11 protein-coding genes are annotated in these 20960 nt (G+C 75.0%); 3 read left to right on the top strand and 8 right to left on the bottom strand.

Translation table 11 applies throughout. From position 1 onward, the window contains the following. Nucleotides 1-23: 23 nt before the first annotated feature. Nucleotides 24-1553 carry a pyridoxal phosphate-dependent decarboxylase family protein gene (locus tag J2S42_RS02890; protein ID WP_307234916.1) on the bottom strand — a complete coding sequence of 510 codons (1530 nt, stop codon included), beginning with the start codon at nt 1551-1553 and terminating at the stop codon, nt 24-26. Between the two features lie 276 nt (nt 1554-1829). On the opposite strand from J2S42_RS02890, the gene J2S42_RS02885 reads away from it, so the two are divergent. Beyond that, nucleotides 1830-2579: a (2Fe-2S)-binding protein gene (locus tag J2S42_RS02885; protein ID WP_307234914.1), complete on the top strand. Its 750-nt coding sequence runs from the start codon at nt 1830-1832 to the stop codon at nt 2577-2579. Nucleotides 2580-2839: 260 nt separating this feature from the next. On the opposite strand, the gene J2S42_RS02880 is transcribed toward J2S42_RS02885, so the two are convergent. The 4 genes from J2S42_RS02880 to J2S42_RS02865 all read right to left on the bottom strand — a co-directional run bounded on the left by J2S42_RS02880 (nt 2840) and on the right by J2S42_RS02865 (nt 5360). Continuing rightward, nucleotides 2840-3487 (bottom strand): DUF305 domain-containing protein, encoded by a 648-nt coding sequence (locus tag J2S42_RS02880; RefSeq protein WP_307234912.1) that lies wholly within the window; start codon nt 3485-3487, stop codon nt 2840-2842. Nucleotides 3488-3575: 88 nt separating this feature from the next. Then, entirely contained in the window at nt 3576-3992 is a 417-nt protein-coding gene (locus J2S42_RS02875; RefSeq protein ID WP_307234910.1) for a DUF6153 family protein, read from the bottom strand. 101 nt (nt 3993-4093) lie between these two features. Beyond that, nucleotides 4094-4972, bottom strand: a complete 879-nt coding sequence (locus tag J2S42_RS02870; RefSeq protein ID WP_307234908.1) for a L,D-transpeptidase family protein — start codon at nt 4970-4972, stop codon at nt 4094-4096. A gap of 187 nt (nt 4973-5159) precedes the next feature. Further along, nucleotides 5160-5360: a hypothetical protein gene (locus J2S42_RS02865; protein ID WP_307234906.1), complete on the bottom strand. Its 201-nt coding sequence runs from the start codon at nt 5358-5360 to the stop codon at nt 5160-5162. Between the two features lie 139 nt (nt 5361-5499). On the opposite strand from J2S42_RS02865, the gene J2S42_RS02860 reads away from it, so the two are divergent. After that, nucleotides 5500-6489, top strand: coding sequence for a helix-turn-helix transcriptional regulator (locus J2S42_RS02860; RefSeq protein WP_307234904.1), 990 nt, complete (start codon nt 5500-5502; stop codon nt 6487-6489). Nucleotides 6490-6756: 267 nt separating this feature from the next. Further along, nucleotides 6757-7980 carry a TerC family protein gene (locus J2S42_RS02855; protein ID WP_307234903.1) on the top strand — a complete coding sequence of 408 codons (1224 nt, stop codon included), beginning with the start codon at nt 6757-6759 and terminating at the stop codon, nt 7978-7980. Nucleotides 7981-7996: 16 nt separating this feature from the next. On the opposite strand, the gene J2S42_RS02850 is transcribed toward J2S42_RS02855, so the two are convergent. The 3 genes from J2S42_RS02850 to J2S42_RS02840 form a co-directional block, all read right to left on the bottom strand. Further along, nucleotides 7997-9445 carry a GGDEF domain-containing protein gene (locus tag J2S42_RS02850; protein ID WP_307234901.1) on the bottom strand — a complete coding sequence of 483 codons (1449 nt, stop codon included), beginning with the start codon at nt 9443-9445 and terminating at the stop codon, nt 7997-7999. A 130-nt stretch (nt 9446-9575) separates the two neighbouring features. Then, on the bottom strand, nt 9576-10619 hold the full coding sequence (locus J2S42_RS02845; protein WP_307234899.1) for a serine hydrolase domain-containing protein: 1044 nt from the start codon (nt 10617-10619) through the stop codon (nt 9576-9578). After that, nucleotides 10616-20896, bottom strand: a complete 10281-nt coding sequence (locus J2S42_RS02840; protein WP_307234897.1) for a non-ribosomal peptide synthetase — start codon at nt 20894-20896, stop codon at nt 10616-10618. Before J2S42_RS02840 ends, J2S42_RS02845 begins: the two co-directional genes overlap by 4 nt. Nucleotides 20897-20960 lie beyond the last annotated feature (64 nt).

The raw sequence follows: 20960 nt of genomic DNA, 5'->3' as shown, positions 1-20960 counted from the left end.
GGTGGGAGCCGGGGCCGGGCCCGTCAACGGGTCAGGCCGGTGGCGGTGTGCACGATCTGGTCGAGGATGTGGTCGATCTGCGCGGTGGTGGTCGCCGGGTTGAGAATCATGATCTTGAGGAAGACGGGCTGCGTGCCGTCCGGGCGCCGGACCCTGGTCCGGGCGAGCAGCACCGTGCCCTGCTCCATCAGCCGCCGCCGTAGCGCACCGTTGAGCGCGTCCAGGTCGTGGCCGTCGCCGTCGTTTTCGTCCTCGTCGCGGAAGCGGAAGAGGACCGTGGTCATCGCCGGCCGTGCGGCCAGCTCCAGGCCGGGGCGGGCCTCGACCTGGTCGGCGGTGTACCGCGCCAGCTCGTAGCAGCCGTCGACCATCGCGGCCATGCCGTCCCGGCCCAGCGCGCGCATGGTCACCGCGATCTTGAAGGCCTCGGCGCGGCGGGTCGCCTGCACCGAGTTGCCGTACAGCCCGATGAAGCCCGCCTCGGCGTCGTCACCGGCGTTGAGCGTGGTCGTCTGCTGCGACAGCGGGGCCAGCCCGGCCGCGTCCCGCAGCAGGAACACCCCGGAGGTGGCCGCGGTCCAGCCGAACTTGTGCAGGTCCAGCGTGACCGAATCGGCCTCGGCGATCCCCGCCAGGCGCTCGCGCAGCCGCGGCGAGAACAGCGCGCCACCGCCGTAGGCGGCGTCCGCGTGCAGCCACACCCCGTGCCGGCGGCAGACCTCCGACAGCCCCGGCAGGTCGTCCACCCAGCCCTGATCGGTGGCGCCGACGCAGGCGATCACCGCCACCGGCAGCACGTCCGCGGGCAGGCCCGTGAGGGTGCGGTCGAGTTCGGCGGGCAGCAGCCGGCCCAGCTCGTCCGACGGGACCCGGACGATCCCGTCCTCACCGATGCCGCAGATCCCGGCGGCGCGGCCGATCGAGAAGTGCGTCGCGTCGGTCGCCAGCACCACCGGACGGCGCGGCAGCGCACCGAGCCCGTCCGCGAACGCCCGCCGGTCCATGCGCGCCGCCAGGACGCTGTCGCGGGCGGTGAGGATCGCCATCAGATTGGAGATGCTGCCGCCGGCGGTGATCGTCCCGCCCGCCTCCGGCCCGTAACCGACCAGGTCGGCGAGCTCCCGGACGACGTACCGCTCGAGTTCCAGCGCGTACGGCCCGCTCTCCCAGGCGTGCAGGGACTGGTTGAGGATGCCGACGACCAGCTCCGACGCGGCCGCGACCGGCGTCGGCGGGCACTGCATACGGGCGAGCGCTGCCGGGTGGCTCAGATCCACCGACCACGTGGCGTAGTCGCGCACCATGGTCACGAACGTCTCCAGCGCGCCGGCCGGGTGCTCCGGCAGCAGGGGGCCACTCAGCGACGCACGCGCCGCGTTCGTCACCGCGGCCGGCCCACCGGCCGTCACCGGGCCCGGCCGGCCCGCGCTCACCTGCCCGAGCACCTCCAGCGCGGCCTCGGTCAGCGTCCGTACCCGGTCCAGCCCGGCCGCGCTGCCGGCCGGCGGCTCCAGCGGTGCCACGGACGTCATGCTCTGCTCGACGATGCTCACGGAGAACCTCCCCAGCGGTGGTGACTTCCTGTCGGCAACAGGGATGCCCGGCCCGCCAACCGGCCGCTATCGGCCCGCTATCGGCGCCCGTGTGCATCGCGCCGTTAGGCGATGGAAAGAGATCCGATAACGCCGGGGGCACAGATTCATCGACCGCACCGACGCCCCACGGAGGTAACCCATGTACCGCCCGAACCTGACGATCGAGCTCGGCCCGGCCGCCGCCGGCATCGCCGCCCGGGGCGAGACCGGCTGGCGTGCCCGGCCCACGGTGCCGTGACCACGCTCGTGCGGGAGCGGGCCGGCGCCGATCCGCTCGCCGCGGTGGCCGCCGGACTCCGGGCCGCCGACGCGGACGGTGCGGGCCTGGCACCCGGCCTGACCGTCGCCGACCGGGCCGGCTGGATACCCGCCACCGAACTGACCGGCGCCGGCCTGGACATGATGATCACCGCGGCCACGTCCCGATGGGACGCGCCGCCGCACGCCGCCGTGGCGCAGATGTGGAAGGCCTACACGTACTGGTTGCTGGTCCCGATCGTGCACGGCTGGCAGTCCGGGCGTCGCATACCGCTGCTGACGGCCGGGAACACGATGCTACGGCTGGACACCCGCCACCCGGTCGTCGTCGGCGCACGCCCCGGCACCGGTGTGGCGACGCTCGCCCACGACCGGTCGGCCGCGACCGACGGCGCGCTGCCCGCCCTGCTGCACCACGTCGTACTCGACGCGCACCTGAACCCGGTGCTGGAGGCACTGCACCGCCGGACCCGGCTGGGCCGCCGTACGTTGCGCGGTCTGATCGCCTCGGGCGCGGCACACGCGCTGCTGCGATCGGCCGACCTGACGACCCGGTCCGCGACGGAGGCCCTCGACCGGTGGCTCACCGCGCTGGACTGCGCCGGTCTCGCCGAGGTCGTGCCCGGCCCGGCCGGGAAACCGGCCGTCCGGCGCCGCACCTGCTGCCTCGCCTACGCCCTTCCGCACCGCACCGGCTGCACCAGCTGCGCCACCCGCTCGGCGTGACCCCACAACTCGCCGCCGTCGAGAATCAGGAGGCTCGCGCAGCAGGCGGGGCCCGCGGTGACGATGAGTACACGTCCTGGGCCTGAAGTTGCGGGCCGGCCGGGAATCGGGCTACGAACCCGTCGCGCTCGATGACGAGGAATGTGTCCTGCGTGATCTCCGTCGTGCGCCCTGACGTCGAGTGCCGGTCCGCGCGACGCGGTGATGGAGCCGGGCGGGTGAGAACGCGGTCCACGTGTTCACCCACCCGGCGGCACAGGTCACAGGCGGGCGAGGATGGTCCTCATCGTGGTGATCTCGGCCTGCTGGTCGGTGATGATCTTCTGGGCCAGGGTCTTGGCGTCGGTGCTGGCGCCGTCGGCCAGTTCTCGCTGGGCCATCTCGACGGCGCCCTCGTGGTGGCTGATCATCATGGTGAGGAAGTGCTTGTCGAACGCGGTGCCGGTGGCGTCGGTGAGGGTGGCCATGTCCGCGTCGGACATCATGCCGGGCATCGACCCGTGGTGCATGCCCGCGTCCATGCTCATGCTCGGCGCGGGCCGGCCCCAGGCGGTCAGCCAGCCGGTCATGGTGTCGATCTCGGGCTGCTGGGCTTGCCGGATCTTGCCGGCGAGGGTTCTGACCTCGCTGTCGGCGGCCCGGCCGTCGGCCATCACGGCCATCTGCACCGCCTGCTGGTGGTGCGGGATCATCGACTGGGCGAAGCTGACGTCGGCGTCGTTGAACGTCCCGGCCGACGCAGGCGCGGCGGCCGGCGCGCTCGCCGGGGTGTGGTCCATGCCGTCGGCCCCGGGGGTGGCGGAGTGGTCACCGCCGCAGGCCGGCAGCGCCAGCGCGGCGGTGACGGCGGCCACGGCGAGCAGGCCACGCCGCAGCACCGTGGCGGACGGCAGAGAAGTACGCATCATGACGGAAATGACCTTTCGGCAGACAAGTGGGTGCACACGAGGACGCCTCGACCCGCGACCTCTCACGGTCGCCGTCGAGGTGGCGGCGTCATATACGCAGCACCGCTACCGAGGTCAGCCTCAGCCCGGCCGGCGCGTCCGGCGGGGCGCGTGGCGACGACACCCGCCGCGTCGCCGCCGCCGCACGCCCGGACCGGCGGTGGCCGGCGCCGGCCAGCCAGAGCAGCATCATCAGCACGACCATGCCGGTCAGGATCGCCAGGCACACACTCCAGACGCCCGGTCCGTGATCACCGCAGTGCCCGCCCGGGCACGCGGTCGCCTCGGTGAACGCGGCCGTGCCGCCGACGACCGCCGGGGCGTGCATGCCGGTCGTGGCCGGGTGCGCGTCGCCGCGGACACCGGCGTGGCCGAGGGTGTGCATCAGCGCCAGCCCGAGGGCGGTCGCCAGCAGCAGCACGAGCCGGGCCGTCCGGCCCGTCACGGTCACCGCTGCGGAGGTCACGACGTCACCGTAGCGCCTTGCCCGCACCGGCGATGACGGCGGCCACGCCAGGCCGGGCGCCACGGTCGCCGGTCACCCGTGCGGGTGAGCCGCCGCGGACGTCAGGTACCGGGCCGGCGGCCGAACGTGTGCACCCGCGCGCCGGTCTGCAGCTGCTTCCACATCGCCACGGCGTCGCGGTGCAGCAGATTGACGCAGCCGTGCGAGCCCCGGGCCGCGTCATGCAGGTACGTGGTCGTCTCGTGGAACCCGATCCCGCCGATGAACCGCTGCCAGTACGGCAGCCACACCTCGTACGGATCCGACCACTCCCGGACCGCGCGTTTGTTGATCCGGTACACCCCGGCCGGGGTGGCGTGGCCGCGGAACCCGGTCCGGACCACGGTCGGCCCGAACACCACGGCACCGGCACGCATCACCCACACGGTCTGCAGGGTCAGGTCGACGCACGCGGTCACACCGGCGCCGGCCCTGCACTGCCGTTCCCGCTTCGGGTCGGTACTCGCGGCGATGCGCCGGGCGACGTCCGCGGTCGCCGGATCGGCCTGCCCGGCGGCCGGCTCGATACCGAACCGCTGCTGGAACGCGCGGATCGCGGCGCAGTCGGCGGGCGAGGACCGGCCGTCGACGCTGACCGGCCCGTAACCGCCCAGGCCGGCGAGGTGCTCCTCGATGTCGCGCTGCCACCGGCCGCCCGCACACGCGACGACCGCGGTGTCCGCGCCCGCAGCGGCGGTGGCCGGACCCGGGGCCGGCGCGGAAGCCGGCGGGCGCGGTGCGGGCGCGTCCGCGGCCGTAGCGCGGGTCGACGCCGGGTCCTGGCGCAGGACCGTGACGACCGCCGTGCCCGCGGCCGGGGCCGCCGGTGCGGGCGCGACCTGCGCGGGCGCCGTAGCCGGGTGCATCAGGTCCAGTACGTCACCGGCCGCGGCCGTCGCCACCAGCCCGAGCACCGCGGCCGCGCTCAGCAGATAGGTCACCGCGTGCGAACCCGACACCCACGAACCGCCCTTCACTCACCAGCCGACCGATCGTCATCCCATCGGCACGGCCGCGGCGAGCCTTCGCCGCCGCAGGTAGCAGTCCCGGTGCGATCCCGGGCGCGTCGTCCGGCCGCTGCCGCTACGCGGGCCGGATCGCCCGAACCGGCCCGCGGGCGCCGGCCGGTCAGCAGTTGCGGATCGCGTAGACGAGGTCCCAGTAGTAGACGGAGTAGTTCCTGCAGTAGTACATGTCGAACACCTCGTACTTGCTCACCGTCGGGTCCCAGGCGACCGCGCAGAAATGCCCCGCGTGGCAGACGTAGCTCTGCTCGCCGATGACGTGGCCCACCGTGGAGGCCGGCAGCGTGTAGGGCGAGGTCGCCAACGCCCGTTCCGGTGCCCCCTCCGGTGGCGCGGCCGAAAGGCGGTCGGCCGCCCCGAAGCCCGGGATCGTGGCCGGGCGGCACGAGCCGGGCAACCGTGGCGGTCACCGGCTGACCGCTATGTCTGCGATCGTGAGGTCCGTGGCCGATACCTCCGCGCGGATCCTGCGCCTGCTGTCCCTGCTCCAGGCGCGTGTCGAGTGGCGCGGCGCCGACCTCGCGGACCGGCTCGACGTGTCGGCCCGGACCCTGCGGCGCGATGTCGGCACCCTCCGGGAGCTGGGCTATCCGGTCAATGCCGTGATGGGCGCCGGTGGTGGTTACCGGCTCGGTGCCGGTGGCCGGCTGCCGCCGCTCGTGCTCGACGACGACCAGGCGATCGCGATCGCGCTGGCGCTGCAGACCGCGCCGGCGACGGTGGCCGGGATCGTCGACGCGGTGGGCCGGGCGCTCACCACGCTGCGTCAGGTGATGCCGGCCCGGCTGCGCGCGGCGAGCGAGGCGTTCGACGTGACCCTGCTGCGCAACTACTGGGAGTTCTCGGCCGAGCCGGTCGACGTGGGCACGCTGCGGACGGTCGGCGCGGCGATCCGTACCGCGCGGGTGTTGCGGTTCGATCATCACGCCGGTGACGGCGTGGCTCCCGATGCCGGCCCGCCGCGGGACGTGGAGCCGCATCACCTGGTCGTCTGGGCCGGACGCTGGTATCTGATCGCGCGCGACCTCCCGGGCCGGAGGTGGCACACCTACCGGGTCGACCGGATCCGCCCGCACACCCCCGGTGGCGGCGCGGTCTTCACCCCGCAGCCGCTGACCCGCGACGACCTGACCCGGCTGGTGGTGCAGAACCCGGATCGCGGCGACACCCCCGGTCAGTGGCAGTGCGTCGGGTCGGCGATCCTCGACCTGCCCGCCGCGGTCACCGCCCGCTGGGCGCCGGGCGGCTCCGTCGTCGAGCCGGTCGGCGCCGGGCGCAGCAGGCTCACCGTCGGCGGGTGGTCCTGGGCCGGGATCGCCGGTCTGCTCATCACCTTCGACACCGGCCTGAGTGACGTCGAGCCACCGGAACTGCGGGCCGCGATGCGTCAGATCAGCCGGCGACTCGACGATGCGACGGCACCGGCGCGGTGACGCCCGCCGGTCGGGTCACCCCTACCGCGGATCGGCCCGGTGACCGCATGGGCGCGGCAACGGATCTTGGACACACCCGGACGCCGGTGCCCGCCGGCGGCCAGGTCCGCACCGGCAGCAACACCAAGACGTTCCCGGCACCGGGCATGTGGGCGGGCGCCGCTTGCGGCGGGTCCGCGGTCGCGGGTCGCGCCGCTGCCGTACCGCTTCCGGATCAGGCGACCGCCACCGAGGCGAACGAGACCGCCGTCGCGGAGAATGTGCCGCATGAACGTCTCCGGTGCCGTCTGGCTGCTTACCGTGATCGGTATCGTCGGCCTGCTGTTGTTCGACTACTTCTTCCACGTGCGGCGTACGCACATCCCGTCGCTCGGCGAGGCCGCGCGCTGGACGGCCGTCTACATCGGCATCGCGGTGGCGTTCGGCTTCGGGGTGCTGATCCTCGGCGGTGGTACGGCCGGTGCGGAGTACTTCGCGGGCTACGTCACCGAGAAGGCGCTGTCGGTCGACAACCTGTTCGTCTTCCTGCTGCTGCTCGGCAGCTTCAAGGTGCCGCGTGCCGACCAGCAGAAGGTGCTGTTGTTCGGCATCACGTTCTCGCTGATCGTCCGGACCGGGTTCATCTTCCTGGGCGCCGCGCTGATCAACTCGTTCGCGTGGGTGTTCTACCTGTTCGGGCTGATCCTGCTGATCACCGCGGGCAACCTGCTGCGGGAGCAGCACGACGACGACCGGCCGCCGGACAACGTCATCATCCGGCTGGCACGCCGGGTGCTGCGTACCTCGGAGAACTACGACGGCGACAAGCTCGTCACCACCGTGGACGGGCGCCGCATGCTGACGCCGATGCTGCTGGTGATGGTGGCGATCGGCGGCACCGACATCCTGTTCGCGCTCGACTCGATCCCGGCGATCTTCGGGCTCACCCAGAACACCTACCTGGTGTTCACCGCGACCGCGTTCTCACTGCTCGGGCTGCGGCAGCTGTACTTCCTGATCGACGGCCTGCTGGACCGGCTGGTCTACCTGTCCTACGGTCTCGCCGCGATCCTGGCGCTGATCGGGATCAAGCTGATCCTGCACGCGCTGCACGAGAACAACGTGCCGTTCATCAACAACGGTGAGCACGTCGACGCCGCCGAGATCTCGACCGGCCTGTCGCTGTCGCTGATCATCGGCATCCTGCTGGTCACCGTGTTGTTCTCGCTGCTGAGCCCGCGTGGGCGGGCGCAGACGTACACCAGGGCGGCACGCCGGCACGCCAACGAGTACCTCGACGTCGAGACGGACCCGGCCTACTGCGACGAGATCTACCACCGGCTGCTCGAGGAGGAGGCGCACATCAACGGCCTGCCCGCGAAGTACCGGGCCCGGACGTACGCCGAGAAGGAGCTGACCGACCTGCTGCGGCGCGCTCACGAACTGCACGAGCGGCGAGTGGCCGCGGGTACGTGTTTCCGCCCGGAACCGGCGTCGACGGGGGTGTCCTGACGACCGCGGGCGGCGATCACGGTGCGTCGGCGGCGTGGTGGAGGCGGTTGCGGCCGGCCGCCTTGGCCGCGTACATGGCCGCGTCCGCGCGCCGCAGCTGCTGTTCGGCGTCGCTGCCGGGCGGGGCGGTGATCATGCCGATGCTCGCGCCGACCCGGATCGGCCCGGCCGGTGTGGCGATCGGCGCGTCGAGCGCCGCGAGGATCCGCGCGGCGACCTGAGTGGCCCGGGCGTCGTCGGTGACGGGCAGGATGACGGCGAACTCGTCGCCGCCGAGGCGCGCGACCACGTCATCGGCGCGCACGGTCGTGCGGATGCGGTCGGCGACCGCGGTCAGGACCGCGTCGCCGGTGGCGTGGCCGTGTGCGTCGTTGACGGGTTTGAAGCCGTCGAGGTCGATGTAGAGCAGCGCGGTCGGGCCGGTGGGGGCATCGAGGCTGGCCTGCCATCGGTCGTGGAAGCGGCGGCGGTTCGCCAGGCCGGTCAGCTGGTCGGTGGAGGCGAGGATCTCGGCCGTACGCAGCGTGGCGGTCTGCAGCCGGACGACGCCCTCGAGCCGTGCGATGACGAGCAGGAACAGGATCGCGGACCCGGCCACGATCACGGGTACGTCGATCGGCATGTCCCGCACCCACTCGATGGCCAGGACGGCCGGTGCCATCAGGCTGGCGACCGCGAGCGCGGCCAGGCGGCCCGGGGACACGGGGGTGTGCGCGGTCGCGGGCTCGGGGCGGGAGAGCGTGGCCATCGACGGGTGCAGCGCGGCCGCGCCGCCCAGCGCCTGCATGATCAGCCAGGCGGCGTCCACCGGGTGCCCGGGGTGGTAGCCGATGCTCAGCTCGAGCAGCGCGTAGACGACGTCGCCGAGGAGCAGCACGACCATGCTGGCGGCGAACAGGCGGTACGCGGCCGGGCGGTTCCCGCGGCCGGTCGCCAGCCGCAGCAGCACGGCCAGCATGGCGATGTCGGCGACCGGGTACGCCAGCGAGACCGCGCGGGCCAGCGGGCTGAGGTCGTCGGCGCGCACGTACGGCACGATCAGGTACACCCAGGCGAGCAGCGCCGCGCCGGTCGACAGGATCGCGGCGTCGAGCAGGCCGGGCAGGTCCCGGCCGGGCCGCCGGGCGCGCACCAGCCCGGCGATCGCGACCACCAGGCACGCGCTGAAGGCCAGGTAGAGCACGTCGGAGTAGGACGGGAACGCGTCGCGTCCCCACAGCGCGGTCTGGATCCAGTACAGGACCTCGGCGACGGCGAACAGCAGCCGGGCGGCCGCCATCAGGTACCACGGCCAGCGCACGGCCGGGCGATGCCACCGTACGCCGAGCACGATCGCCACGGCGGCGGAGGCACCCAGCAGCCCGACCAGCACGGTCTGCACCGCGTCGGCGGGTACCGCGAAATAGATGACGACGACCAGCCCGGACAACGCCAGATACACCGGCCACGCCGCACCGCGCGTCACACTCGACCCCCTTCCCGCCCACCGGCCGGTCAGCCGGATCGGCCCGTATGTCCCTATCGGCGGTTCGCGGTGCCGACCTGAGTGGTCGGGTGACCGGATCGTCGCCCCGATTCCGGTCCGGACCGGAGGCTCACGGCCGGGGGACCGGCAGCGGGGGGAACGCCGGGAACGCGGCGCGCAGCAGGCGGTGGACGGGTGGGGGGATGCGCTGGGTGCCGCGGGCGGTGGGGGCGACCAGGTAGGTGAGGCGGGTGCGGGCGTCGGGAGTGGCGCTGATGCCGCTGAGCGCGCCGTGCACGACGCCGGCCATACCCCAGACCACGGTGCCGTCGGGAAGGATCGCGCGGTCCAGGCCGGCGCCGGCGAACGCGGGACCACCGAGCCGGTACGGGACCGCCGGCACCCGCAGCAGTTCGTCGCGCCAGCGGCGGGGGAGCAGGTCGCCGGCGAGCAGCGCGGCCAGGAACCGGTCCAGGTCACCGACCGTGGAGATCATCTCGCCGGCGGCGCCGTGGATGGACGGGCTGTGCGCGGTGACGTCGACGCCGTCGTCGTACCCGTGGACGTGCGGTGCTCCGATGTGCGGGTCGTCGCCGGGCAGCGAGGTGTCGTGCAGGCCGAGCGGGTGCAGGATCCGGCGGGTGATCTCGCCGGCGTACGGGGCGCCGGTGACCCGTTCGACGAGCAGGCCGGCGATGACGTAGTTGGCCCGGGTGATCTGCTGGCCGGTGCCGGGCGGGAACAGCAGCGGCTCCCGCAGCGCCCGGCCGATCAGGTCGCCCGGGGTGAACGTGTCGAAGCGGTGGGCCAGGAACCAGGCGGTGTCGTGGTAGCGCACGTCACTGACGTCGGCGAGACCGCTGGTGTGGTCGAGCAGGTGCCGGACGGTGACCGCCGCGGGGAGCAGGCCGGGCAGATACGCGGTGACCGGGTCGTCGAGGGCGAGCCGGCCGTCGGCGGCGAGCCCGAGCACGGTGGCCGCCACGAACGTCTTGGTCACGCCGCCGATGCGGAACCGGTGGCCGTGCTCCGCCGGTGCGCCGGTACGCAGGTCGGCCACGCCGGAGCGGCCGTGCCACGATCCGTCCGGGGTAGTGAGCCGGACCAGCACGGCGGTGGCCTCGGCGTCCGGCCGTCGCCCGACGGCGCGGGACATGGCCGTGGCCGGGGTCACCGGACGGCCTCGACCGGCTCGTCCGGGGCCTCGGCCCAGGCGCGGCCGGACGGTGACGTGCCGACCGAGGCATCGGTACGGCGCAGCGACTCGACCAGCGCGGTCTGTGCCCGTTTGCCGTTCTCGCCGTTGGCGAGCACGATCAGGCCGTCGCCGCTTCCGGCGAGCGTGACCGACACGCACCGGAACCCGACGGTACGACCGCCGTGGCCGTACTCCACGTCGCCGCTGCTCGGGTCGACGACCGTGCCGAGCCCGTAGAAGCTGCCCGGGTGCCACACGGTGATCATCTGCTGGGCGAGCGGGCGGGGCAGCGGCGCGTCCGGCTCGCCGCGCACGGACCGGCGGATCGCGATCGCCACCCGGGTGAGGTCCCGCGCGCTGGACCACAGCCCACCGGCCGCGACCTCGTTGCGGACCCGCCAGCGGCCCGGGATCGGCGTGCCCCGCTCGTCGTGGCCGACCGCGACCGGCGGGGCCGGCCGGTGCGGGCGGTCCTGGTCGAACGTGCTGTCGGTCATCTCCAGCGGGTCGAGCACGAGCCGCTGGAGCAGCGCGCCGAACCGCTCGCCGGTGACGTCGGTGAGCAATTGCTCCAGGACCGAGTAGTTGATGTTGGTCTTCTTGAACACGTCACCGGCGCGGTGCACGGCCCGGACCGGCGGGTCGGCGGTCAGCAGCTGCACGATCGACGGCATCGGCTCGCCGGGCAGATAGTTGGTGGCCGGTACGTGGCTGAGGCCGGCCTGGTGGCTGACCAGCTCCCGCAGGGTGATCACCGCGCCGCCGGGCACCTGCCACGAGGTGAGGTAGCGGTTGATGTCGGCGTCGAGGTTGAGCACGCCGTCGGCGACCAGGCGCAGCACGCCGAGCATCGTGACGTGCTTGCTGATCGACGCGACCTGGAACGGGGTGCGTGCGGTGACCGGCTCCGGCCGGTCGGCCGCGGTCACGCCGTAACCGGCCAGGTGCGCCACCTCACCGCCGCGCAGCAGCGCCACGCTCACGCCGGGCACGTCGTGCCGGGCCATGGCCGCGGTCAGCGCCGCGGGGTCGAACACGTCCGGGGTCATTCTCCTGCCTCTCGTCGACGTCGGCGATGACGGCGGTGCGGGTATCGCCGTCGGTGCGGGGACCGGCGGCAGCGCGGCGGCCAGATCGGACAGCGTGTCGTGCTCGTAGAGCAGGCGCAGCGTCAGCGGGAGCCCGGCCCGCCGTGCGGCGGCGATCAGCCGGATCAGCGTGAGCGAGTCGGCGCCGGCGAGCACCGGATCGTGCGCGCCGATCCGCTCCCGGCCGAGCACGCCCGCGCACACCTCGGCCAGCGCCCGTTCGGCCGGGGTGGACGGCGGCACGTACGCGTGCGCGTGCGCGGTCCGCGGCTCGGGCAGCGCCCGCCGGTCGAGTTTGCCGCTCGCGGTGAGCGGCAGCGCGGGCAGCGCCACGAACGCGGCGGGGATCATCACGTCCGGCAGCGTGCCGGCGAGCTCCCGGCGCAGGGTGCGGTCGCCGGGCAGCTCCGGGCCGGCCGGCACCAGATAGGCGGCGAGCCGCCCCTGCCACGGCAGCACGGCGGCCGCGGCGATCGACGGCAGGCGGCACAGCGCGGCGGCGACCTCGCCCGGCTCCACCCGTACCCCGTTTATCTTGATCTGGTCGTCGGTCCGGCCGGCGAACTCCAGCGTCCCGTCCGCGCGCACCACCACCAGGTCCCCGGTGCGGTACAGCCGGGAGCCGCCCGGGCCGGGCACGAACCGGCGCGCGGTCAGGTCCGGCCGGCCCAGGTAGCCGCGGGCCACCCCGGGGCCGCCGACGTACAGCTCGCCGGGCACGCCCACCGGCACCGGGCACCGGCCGGCGTCCAGCACGTGCACGCTCACCCCGGGCAACGGCCGGCCGATCGGCACCGGCCCGGTCACCTGCCGGGGCGTGAAACGGTGCGCGGTCACGTCGATCGCGGCCTCGGTCGGGCCGTACGTGTTCCAGATCCGGGCCTGCCGCAGGTCCAGGAAACGCTGGCACAGCTCGGCGTCCAGCGGTTCACCGGCCACCGTCAGCAGCCGCAGCGCGGTGCACGCCCGCCAGCCGGGCGTCTCCACCAGCAGCCGCAGCACCGACGGCACCACCTGCAGGACCGTCACGTCGTGCTCGGCGACCGCCCGGACCAGCGCGGCCGGGTCCCGTTCCGCGCCGGGCGGGGCCATCACCACGCTCGCACCGCACACCAGCGGTGCGAACAGCTCCCAGCCCGCCGCGTCGAACCCGATCGACGTCTTCTGCAGCACCCGGTCCCGCGCGGTCAGCGGGCCGGTCGCGACCCGGTTCGCCAGGCCCCGGTGGGTGATCTGCACGCCCTTCGGCCGGCCGGTCGACCCGGAGGTGTAGACCACGTAGGCGAGCTGGTCCGGGTGCGGCATGCCGTGCCACTCCTCCTCGCCCAGCCCGGCCAGGAACGCCTCGTCCACCTCGACGGCGGCGCCGGCGTCCGCGCACAGCAGCCGCGCGCGCCCCGGCGGCGTGGCCGGGTCGATCGGCAGGTAGGCGCCACCGGCCTTCCACACGCCCAGCAGCGCGGCGGCCAGGCCGGGGCCGCGCTCCAGCCGGACCGCGACCACGGTCTCCGGCCCGGCCCCGGCACGCCGCAGCCGGTACGCGATCCGGCCCGCGAACCGGTCCAGCTCCGCGTACGACAGCGTGGACGTGCCGGTGCGGACCGCGACCGCGGCGGGCCGGTCCGCGACGACGGCCGCGACCGCCTCCGGCACCGAACGGGCCGGCGCCGGCGGGGCGGGGCGGCGCAGCGCGTCCAGCACCGCGACGTCCTCCGGCGGCAGCGGCACCTCCGGCTCGCCGGACGCCATCGCCTCCAGCACCGCCCGGTACATCGCCGCCAGCCGGTCCGCCCGGTCCCGGCCGAGCACCCGGGTGTGACCGCTGATCCCGACCTGCCCGCGCAGCGTCGTCACCGCCAGGTCGAACTCGGTGTTGCCGTCCGACAGCGTCGCACCCACGTCGACCTGCGCGGCGTCCAGCTGGTCGAAGTCGAGGTAGTTGAACGACACGCCGACCAGCCGGCCGCCGCCCGCGATCCGCTGCATCTCCGGCATCGGGAAGTGCCGGTGCGGCCAGATCGCCACCTCCTGGGCGAACACGTCCGCGACCAGCTCCCGCCACGACCCGGTGCCGTGCCGGTGCACGAACGGGACCGTGTTGAGGTACATGCCGTGCACGTGCTCGGCCCCGGCCGCCTCCGGCCGGGCGTCGCACACCAGCCCGGTCAGGAACGACCGCTCCGGCGTCAGCCTGCCCAGCACGGTCAGGTGTGCGGCCAGCAGCACGCTCTTCAGCGACGCGCGCGCGTCGCGGGCGAGCGCCCGCAACCGGTCCTCCAGATCGGCGAACGGCACCCGCAGCCGGTAGCGCTCGCGCGGCGAGACCGGATCGGCCCACGCGGCCGGCAACGCGAACCGCGGATGCGCGGCCACCGTCCGGGTCCAGTGCGCGCGGTGCTCCGCGGACGCCAGCGCCCGCAGCTCCCTGGCGACGAAGTCGGCGTAGCGGACCGAGGCGCGCGGCGGCGGGGCCGGCCGGTGACCGTCCCGGATCGCGCGGTACGCGTCCAGCAGCTCGGTCAGCAGGTTGTAGAAGCTCCAGCCCTCCGTGATCGCGTGGCAGCGGACCACGGTCAGCCACCAGCCGCCGCCGGGCGCGAGATGCACCGCCAGCCGCAGCAGCGGGGGGCGGGACACGTCGAACGGGCGGGCCCGCTCCCGGGCCTGGAACGCCCGCAGATCCGTGCCCTCGTGCACGCCGACCGGGATCTCCGCCTCGGCGTGCACCAGCTGCATCGGCACGGTGTACCCGCCGAGGTCGAAGGAGGTCCGCAGCGCCTCGTGCCGCCCGGCGACCAGCCGCGCGGCCGCCCGCAACGCCGCCACCGCGAACGGCACCGCGTCGCGGATCCGGAACGTGGTCACGCTGTGATATCGGTGCAGCGTGTCGTCGGCCAGCATCTCGGCGATCATGCCGGCCTGGGTGCGCGCCATCGGGTACGCGTCGGTGAGCCCGCCCGGTAGCCGGGCCCGGTCGTCCGCGCCGATCAGCGCGAACGGCGCGACCGGTGGATCGTCCGCCGCGGCCGGCCGGGACTCGGCCAGCGCGCACAGCCCGGCCACGGTCCGGCGGTCGAACACGTCCCGCACGGTCACGTCGAACCCGGCCGCCCGCAGCGGGCCGACGATCGCCACCGCCCGGATCGAGTCACCGCCCAGCGAGAAGAAGTCGTCGTGCACGCCGACCCGCGCGACGCCGAGCGCGCCGCGCCACACCTCGGCCATCCGCCCCTCGGCCGGCGAGCGCGGCGCCACCCGGTCCGGCACCGCGGGTGCGGGCAGCGCGGCCCGGTCCAGCTTGCCGTTCGCGGTCAGCGGCATCGCCGCCAGCGGCACGATCACGTCCGGCACCAGGTGGTCCGGCACCGTCCGGGACAGCGCCTCCCGGGCCGCGCCGGCGTCGGCCGGTCCGGTGACGTAGCCGATCAGCCGCCCCTCCCGAGCCACGACACGCGCCTCGGCGACGCCCGGCAGCGCGCGCAACGCCGCCTCCACCTCGGCGGGCTCGACCCGGAAACCGCGGATCTTGACCTGGTCGTCGACGCGCCCGGCGAACTCCAGCGCGCCGTGCGCGTCCACGCTGACCAGGTCACCGGTCCGGTACAGCCGGGAACCGCCCGGACCGGGCACGAAGCGCCGGGCGGTCAGGTCCGGCCGGCCCAGGTAGCCGCGGGCCACCCCGGTCCCGCCGACGTACAGCTCACCGGTCACGCCGGCCGGCACCGGGCGCAGCGCGGCGTCCAGCACGTGCACGGTGACGTTCGGCAGTGGGCGACCGATCGGCACGGTGCCCGCCACCGGGCCGGTGACCGTGTGCACGGTCGCCCCGACGGTCGTCTCGGTCGGCCCGTACTCGTTGACGATCTCGGCACCGAGCCCGGCGAGCCGGCCGGCCAGCGCGCCGGGCAGCGCCTCACCGGCCACCAGCAGCAGGGGCGCCAGCGCGGCCGTGCCCCGCGGGCCGAGCCGGCCGAGCAGCAGCTCCAGGTGGCCGGGGGTGAGCTTGACGAAACTGAACGGCGCCGCGGCCGACAGCGCATCACCGAGCGCGGACAGGTCCTCGCCGTCCGGCCACAGCCACAGCCGCTGCCCGGTCATCAGCGGCGCCCACAGGTTCGGTACGACCAGGTCGAAGGCCACCGGCGAGAACAGCGGTGCACCGTCGTGACCGCGGCCGGCGAGCGCGTCCGCGGCCCAGTGCAGATGACCGGCCAGCCCGCGGTGGGTGACCTGCACGCCCTTCGGCCGGCCGGTCGACCCGGAGGTGTAGATGACGTAGGCGAGCTGGTCCGGGTCCGGCACGTGCCGGTGCGCGGGCGCCGGGCCGTCCGGCAGCGCGGCGAGGAACGCGGTGTCCACCAGCACGGCCGCGCCGGAGTCGGCGATCAGCGCTTCGACGCGCGGTGCCGGGGTGGCCGCGTCGATCGGCAGGTAGGCGCCGCCGGCCTTCCACACGCCCAGCAGCGCGGCGACCAGGCCCGGCCCGCGCGGGCAGCACACCGCCACCACCGACTCCGGGCCGACGCCGAGCGTGCGCAGCCGGGCCGCGACCCGGTCGGCGTACCCGTCGAGGTCCCGGTAGGACAGCCGGACGTCGCCGCACTCCACGGCGATCGCGTCCGGCCGGCCGGCGGCCCGGTCCGCGACCGTCTCCGGCACCGACCGGGGCGGGAACGCCGTCACCGGATGGCCGGCGACCGCCGCCGGGCCGAACACCGGGTGCGCGTCGCCGTCCGGATCGGCCGCCATCGCCTCCAGCACCGACCGGTACATGCCGGCCAGCCGCCGGCCGTGCGCGCGGGCGAGCACCCGGGTGTGGCTCTTCAGCGAGACCCGGCCGCCGACCGTGGTCACCGCCAGGTCGAACTCGGTCGTGCCCGGCGTCATCGCCGACGCCAGGTCCAGCGTGTCGCCGTCCGGCAGCAGCTCGTCGAAGTCGACGTAGTTGAGCAGCACGTCGACCGGGCGCGCGCCACCGGCCAGGCGCTGCATCTCCGGCATCGGGAAGAACCGGTGCGGCCACATCGCCGTCTCCCGCGCGAAGACCGCGGCGACCAGCTCCCGCCAGGTGCGCCCGCCACGCGGTACCGCGAACGGCACCGTGTTCAGGTGCATGCCCAGCACCTGCTCCGCACCGGCTGCCTCCGGCCGGATGTGCGTGACCAGCCCGGTGCTGAACTCGCCGCGATGCGTCAGCCGGCTCAGCACCGCGCCGTGCGCGGCCACGATCACGCTCTTCAGCGACGCGCCGGCCGCCGCCGCGAGCGCGCGCAGTCCCGGCACCAGATCGGCGAACGGCACGTGTTCCCAGTAGCTCTCCGACTCCCCGGGCGCGCCCCACGCGGCCGGCAGCGTGACCGGCGGCGGCACGTCCGCCCAGTAGGCGCGGTCGTCGGCCGAGGCCAGCGCGCGCAGCTCGCCGGCGACCGCGTCGGCGAAGCGCACCGCGGGCAGCGGATCGAGCCGCGGCTGCTCACCGGCCCGCAGCGCCCGGTAGCAGGTCAGCAGCTCGCGGATCAGCGAGTGGTAGCTCCAGCCCTCCACGACGGCGTGGAACTCGGTGATCGACAGCCACCAGCCGTCGTCGGCGAGGTGGGCGGTCAGCCGCATCATCGGCGCGGCCGCCAGGTCGAACGGGCGGGCCCGCTCGGCCGCGTGGAACTCCTCCAGCGCCCGGCGCACCGCGTCCGCGTCCCGGCCGCGCAGGTCCCGTACGTCAACCGGCAGTTCCGCGTGCGCGTGCACCAGCTGCATCGGCGCGGCGCAGGTGTGCAGGTCGAACGACGTGCGCAGGGCCTCGTGCCGGGCCACCAGCAGCCGTGCCGCCGCACGCAGCGCGTCCGGGTCGCACGGCCGCCCGTCGCGGATCCGGGCGGAGGCCACGTTGTGATAGTTGCCGGGCCGGTGCCCGGCCAGCATGTCGGCGACCATGCCGACCTGGGTGCGCAGCATCGGGTACGCGTCGGTCAGCCCGTCCGGCAGCAGCCGCCGGTCCTGCGCGCCGATCAGGGCGAACGGTGCCACGACCGGCACGGTGGGCGCCCGGCGGCCGGACGCCAGCGCGCACAGCGCGGCCACGGTCCGGTGCGCGAACACGTCCCGGACCGTGACGTCGAAACCGGCCTCGCGCAGCCGCCCGATCAGCGCCACGGCACGGATCGAGTCCCCGCCGAGGTCGAAGAAGCCGTCCTGGACGCCGACCCGGTCCACCCCCAGCACCGCGCGCCACACCGCGGCCATCCGCTCCTGCTCGGCCGACTCCGGCGCCGCGTACCCGGCCGGGCCGGTCAGCGCGCCGCGGTCCGGGGCCGGCAGCCGCCCGGTGTCCAGCTTGCCGTTCGCGGTCAGCGGGAACGCCTCCAGCGGCACGATCGCGGCCGGCACCATGTACGCCGGGAGCAGGCCCGCGCAGTGCGCGCGCAGCCCGTCCACTCCGTCGCCGACGACGTAGGCCAGCAGCCGGCCGTCGGCGGCGACGACCACCGCGTCCCGGACCGCCGGATGCGCCCGCAGCACGGCGCGGATCTCGCCCGGCTCCACCCGGTACCCGCGGATCTTGACCTGGTCGTCGGCCCGGCGCAGGAACCGCAGCCGGCCGTCGGCCGTCCGCAGCGCCAGGTCGCCGCTGCGGTACATCCTGCTGCCCGGCGGCCCGTACGGGTCCGGCACGAACCGGGCCGCGGTCAGGTCCGGCCGCCCCAGGTAGCCGCGCGCCAGCCCGGGCCCACCGACGTGGATCTCCCCGGGCACGCCGATCGGCACCGGCCGGCCGCCCGCGTCCAGCAGCCTGATCGTCAGGTCCGGCAGCGGTACGCCGATCGGGCTCCCGGCCGCCGCGGGGTCCAGGTCGGCGGCGGTGATCCGGTGGACGGTGGCGTGCACGGTCGTCTCGGTGATGCCGTACATGTTGAGCAGCGCGGTGCGCTCCAGCCCGGCCCGGGCCACCCACGGGCGCAGCGACGGCACGTCCAGGTTCTCGCCGGCGAGCACGACCGCGCGGACCGGCAACCGGCCGACCCGCGGGTCACCGGCGCCGGCGGCCGCGACCAGCCCGCCGAACGCGGACGGTGTCTGGCTGAGCACCGTCACCCGGTGCGCGATCAGCAGGTCCAGCAGGTCGTCCGGGGAGCGGGTGGTCCGCTGCGGTACGACGCTCACCGCGCCGCCGGTCAGCAGCGCGCCCCAGATCTCGAAGACGGACACGTCGAACGCGTACGAGTGGCACAGCGCCCACACGTCGCCCGGCCCGGCCCGCAGGTGCTCCTGGGCGGTGCGGACCAGACGGTGCACGGCGGCGTGGGTCACGCACACGCCCTTCGGCCGTCCGGTCGAGCCGGAGGTGTGGATGACGTACATCAGCGAGTCCGGGTCGATCGCGGCCGGCGGGCCGGCCGCCTCGGCGCCGTCCTCGCCGAGCACCAGCACCGCGCCGTCGTGGCAGCGGGCGGCCGTGTCGCGCAGCGTCGGCGCGGTCACCAGCACGGTCGCGCCGGAGCCACCGGCGATCCGCCGCAGCCGTTCCACCGGGTGCGCCGGGTCCAGCGGCAGGTAGCCGGCCCCGGTCCGGAGCACGCCGAGCAACGCGGGCACCAGGTCGAGGTCGCGTTCCAGCAGTACCGCGACCGGGGCCTGCGGGCCGGCGCCGAGGGCCCGCAACCGGCGTGCCACCGCCTCGGCCCGCGCGTCGAGCTGTGCGTAGCTGAGCCGGGCGTCGCCGTGGAGCACCGCGGTCGCGTCCGGTGCCGCCGCGGCCCGTGCCGCGAACGCCTCCGGGACGGACCGCGCCGGTACCGGCGGCGCCGGTGCGGCCGGGGCGCCGAGCGTGACCGCCCGTTCCGCCTCGTCCAGCACGTCGATCGCGTCGGCCGGTGCGGCCGGGTCGGCGGCGGCCCGGTCCAGCAGGCACGCCAGCTGCCGGGCCATCCGGTCCACGGTCGGCGCGTCGAACAGCGCGGTCGGATAGATCAGCCGGCCGTGCACGGTGCCGTCGGGGTCCTGCCGGGTCTGCAGCTCCAGGTCCCACTTGGCGACCGGCTCGCCCGGACCGTACGGCTCCGCCGTCACACCCGGCAGGCGCAGCAGCCCGCCGGTGCCGGCGTGGGTGGTGTACGCGGCCTGGAACAGCGGCGTGCGGGACAGGTCCCGGCCGGGCTGCAGCGCGTCGACCAGCCGGGCGAACGGCGCCGCCTGGTGGTCGTAGGCGTCCAGGACCGTGGCCCGGACCCGCCGGACCAGCTCCGCGAACGACTCCGGGCCGTCCCACACCGCGCGCATCACCAGCGTGTTGATCCCGTACCCGATGAGGTGCTCCAGCTCCGGGCGGGTGCGGGCGGAGACCACGGTGCCGATCGGGACGTCGGTGCGGCCGGTGTAGCGGGACAGCAGCACCGCGAACGCGGTGAGCAGCACCACGAACGGGGTCGCGCCCAGCGCGTCCAGGCGGGCGACGGTCCGCGCGGGCACCACGAACGACGCCGCCGCGCCCGCGTGACCGCGCACGGCCGGGCGGGGACGGTCGGTGGGCAGGTCCAGCGGCTCGATCCCGTCCAGCCGGGACCGCCAGTAGCCGAGCTGCCGGTCCGTCACCTGCGCGCGCTGCCATGCCGCGTAGTCGGCGTACTGGATGTCCGGCGCGGGCAGCGGCTCGCCGCGGTAGGCCGCGGCCAGGTCCGCGGCCAGCACGCCGAACGACCACGCGTCCCAGCAGATGTGGTGCACGACCAGGCTGAGCACGTGGTCGTCGTCGGCGAGCCGGCGCAGGCCCGCCCGGATCGGCCACTCGGCCGCCAGGTCGAACGGCGTGCCGGCCGGCTCGCCGTCCGGCAGGCCCGCGCCGGTGGGCGGGTCGACGACCTGCGCCGGCACCCCGTCGACCACGACGTACCGGGTGCGCAGGATGTCGTGGCGGGCGATCGTGGCGGCCCAGGCCCGGCCGAGCGCGGCCACGTCCAGCGGGCCGCGCAACCGCAGGGCGAGCGGCAGGTGGTACTCGGTACTGTCCGGGTCGAGCCGGTGCAGGAACCACATCTGCCGCTGCCCGTCGGACAGCGGCAGCGGCCCGGTGCGCGGCACCCGGGGGATCCCGGCCCGGTCACCGGCGGCGGCACCGGCGAGCCTGCGGCGCAGAAGCTCTCCGCGCGGGTCCGGCTGATTCGGCATCGTCATGAGCGGCTCCTGTGCGGGCGGCGGCGACCCGGTCAGCCTTCCCGCAGCCGCTATGACGCCCCTA

The sequence above is a fragment of the Catenuloplanes indicus genome (assembly GCF_030813715.1).
In the GTDB taxonomy this organism is placed as follows: domain Bacteria; phylum Actinomycetota; class Actinomycetes; order Mycobacteriales; family Micromonosporaceae; genus Catenuloplanes; species Catenuloplanes indicus.
This window is presented reverse-complemented; position numbering and strand designations above follow the sequence as displayed.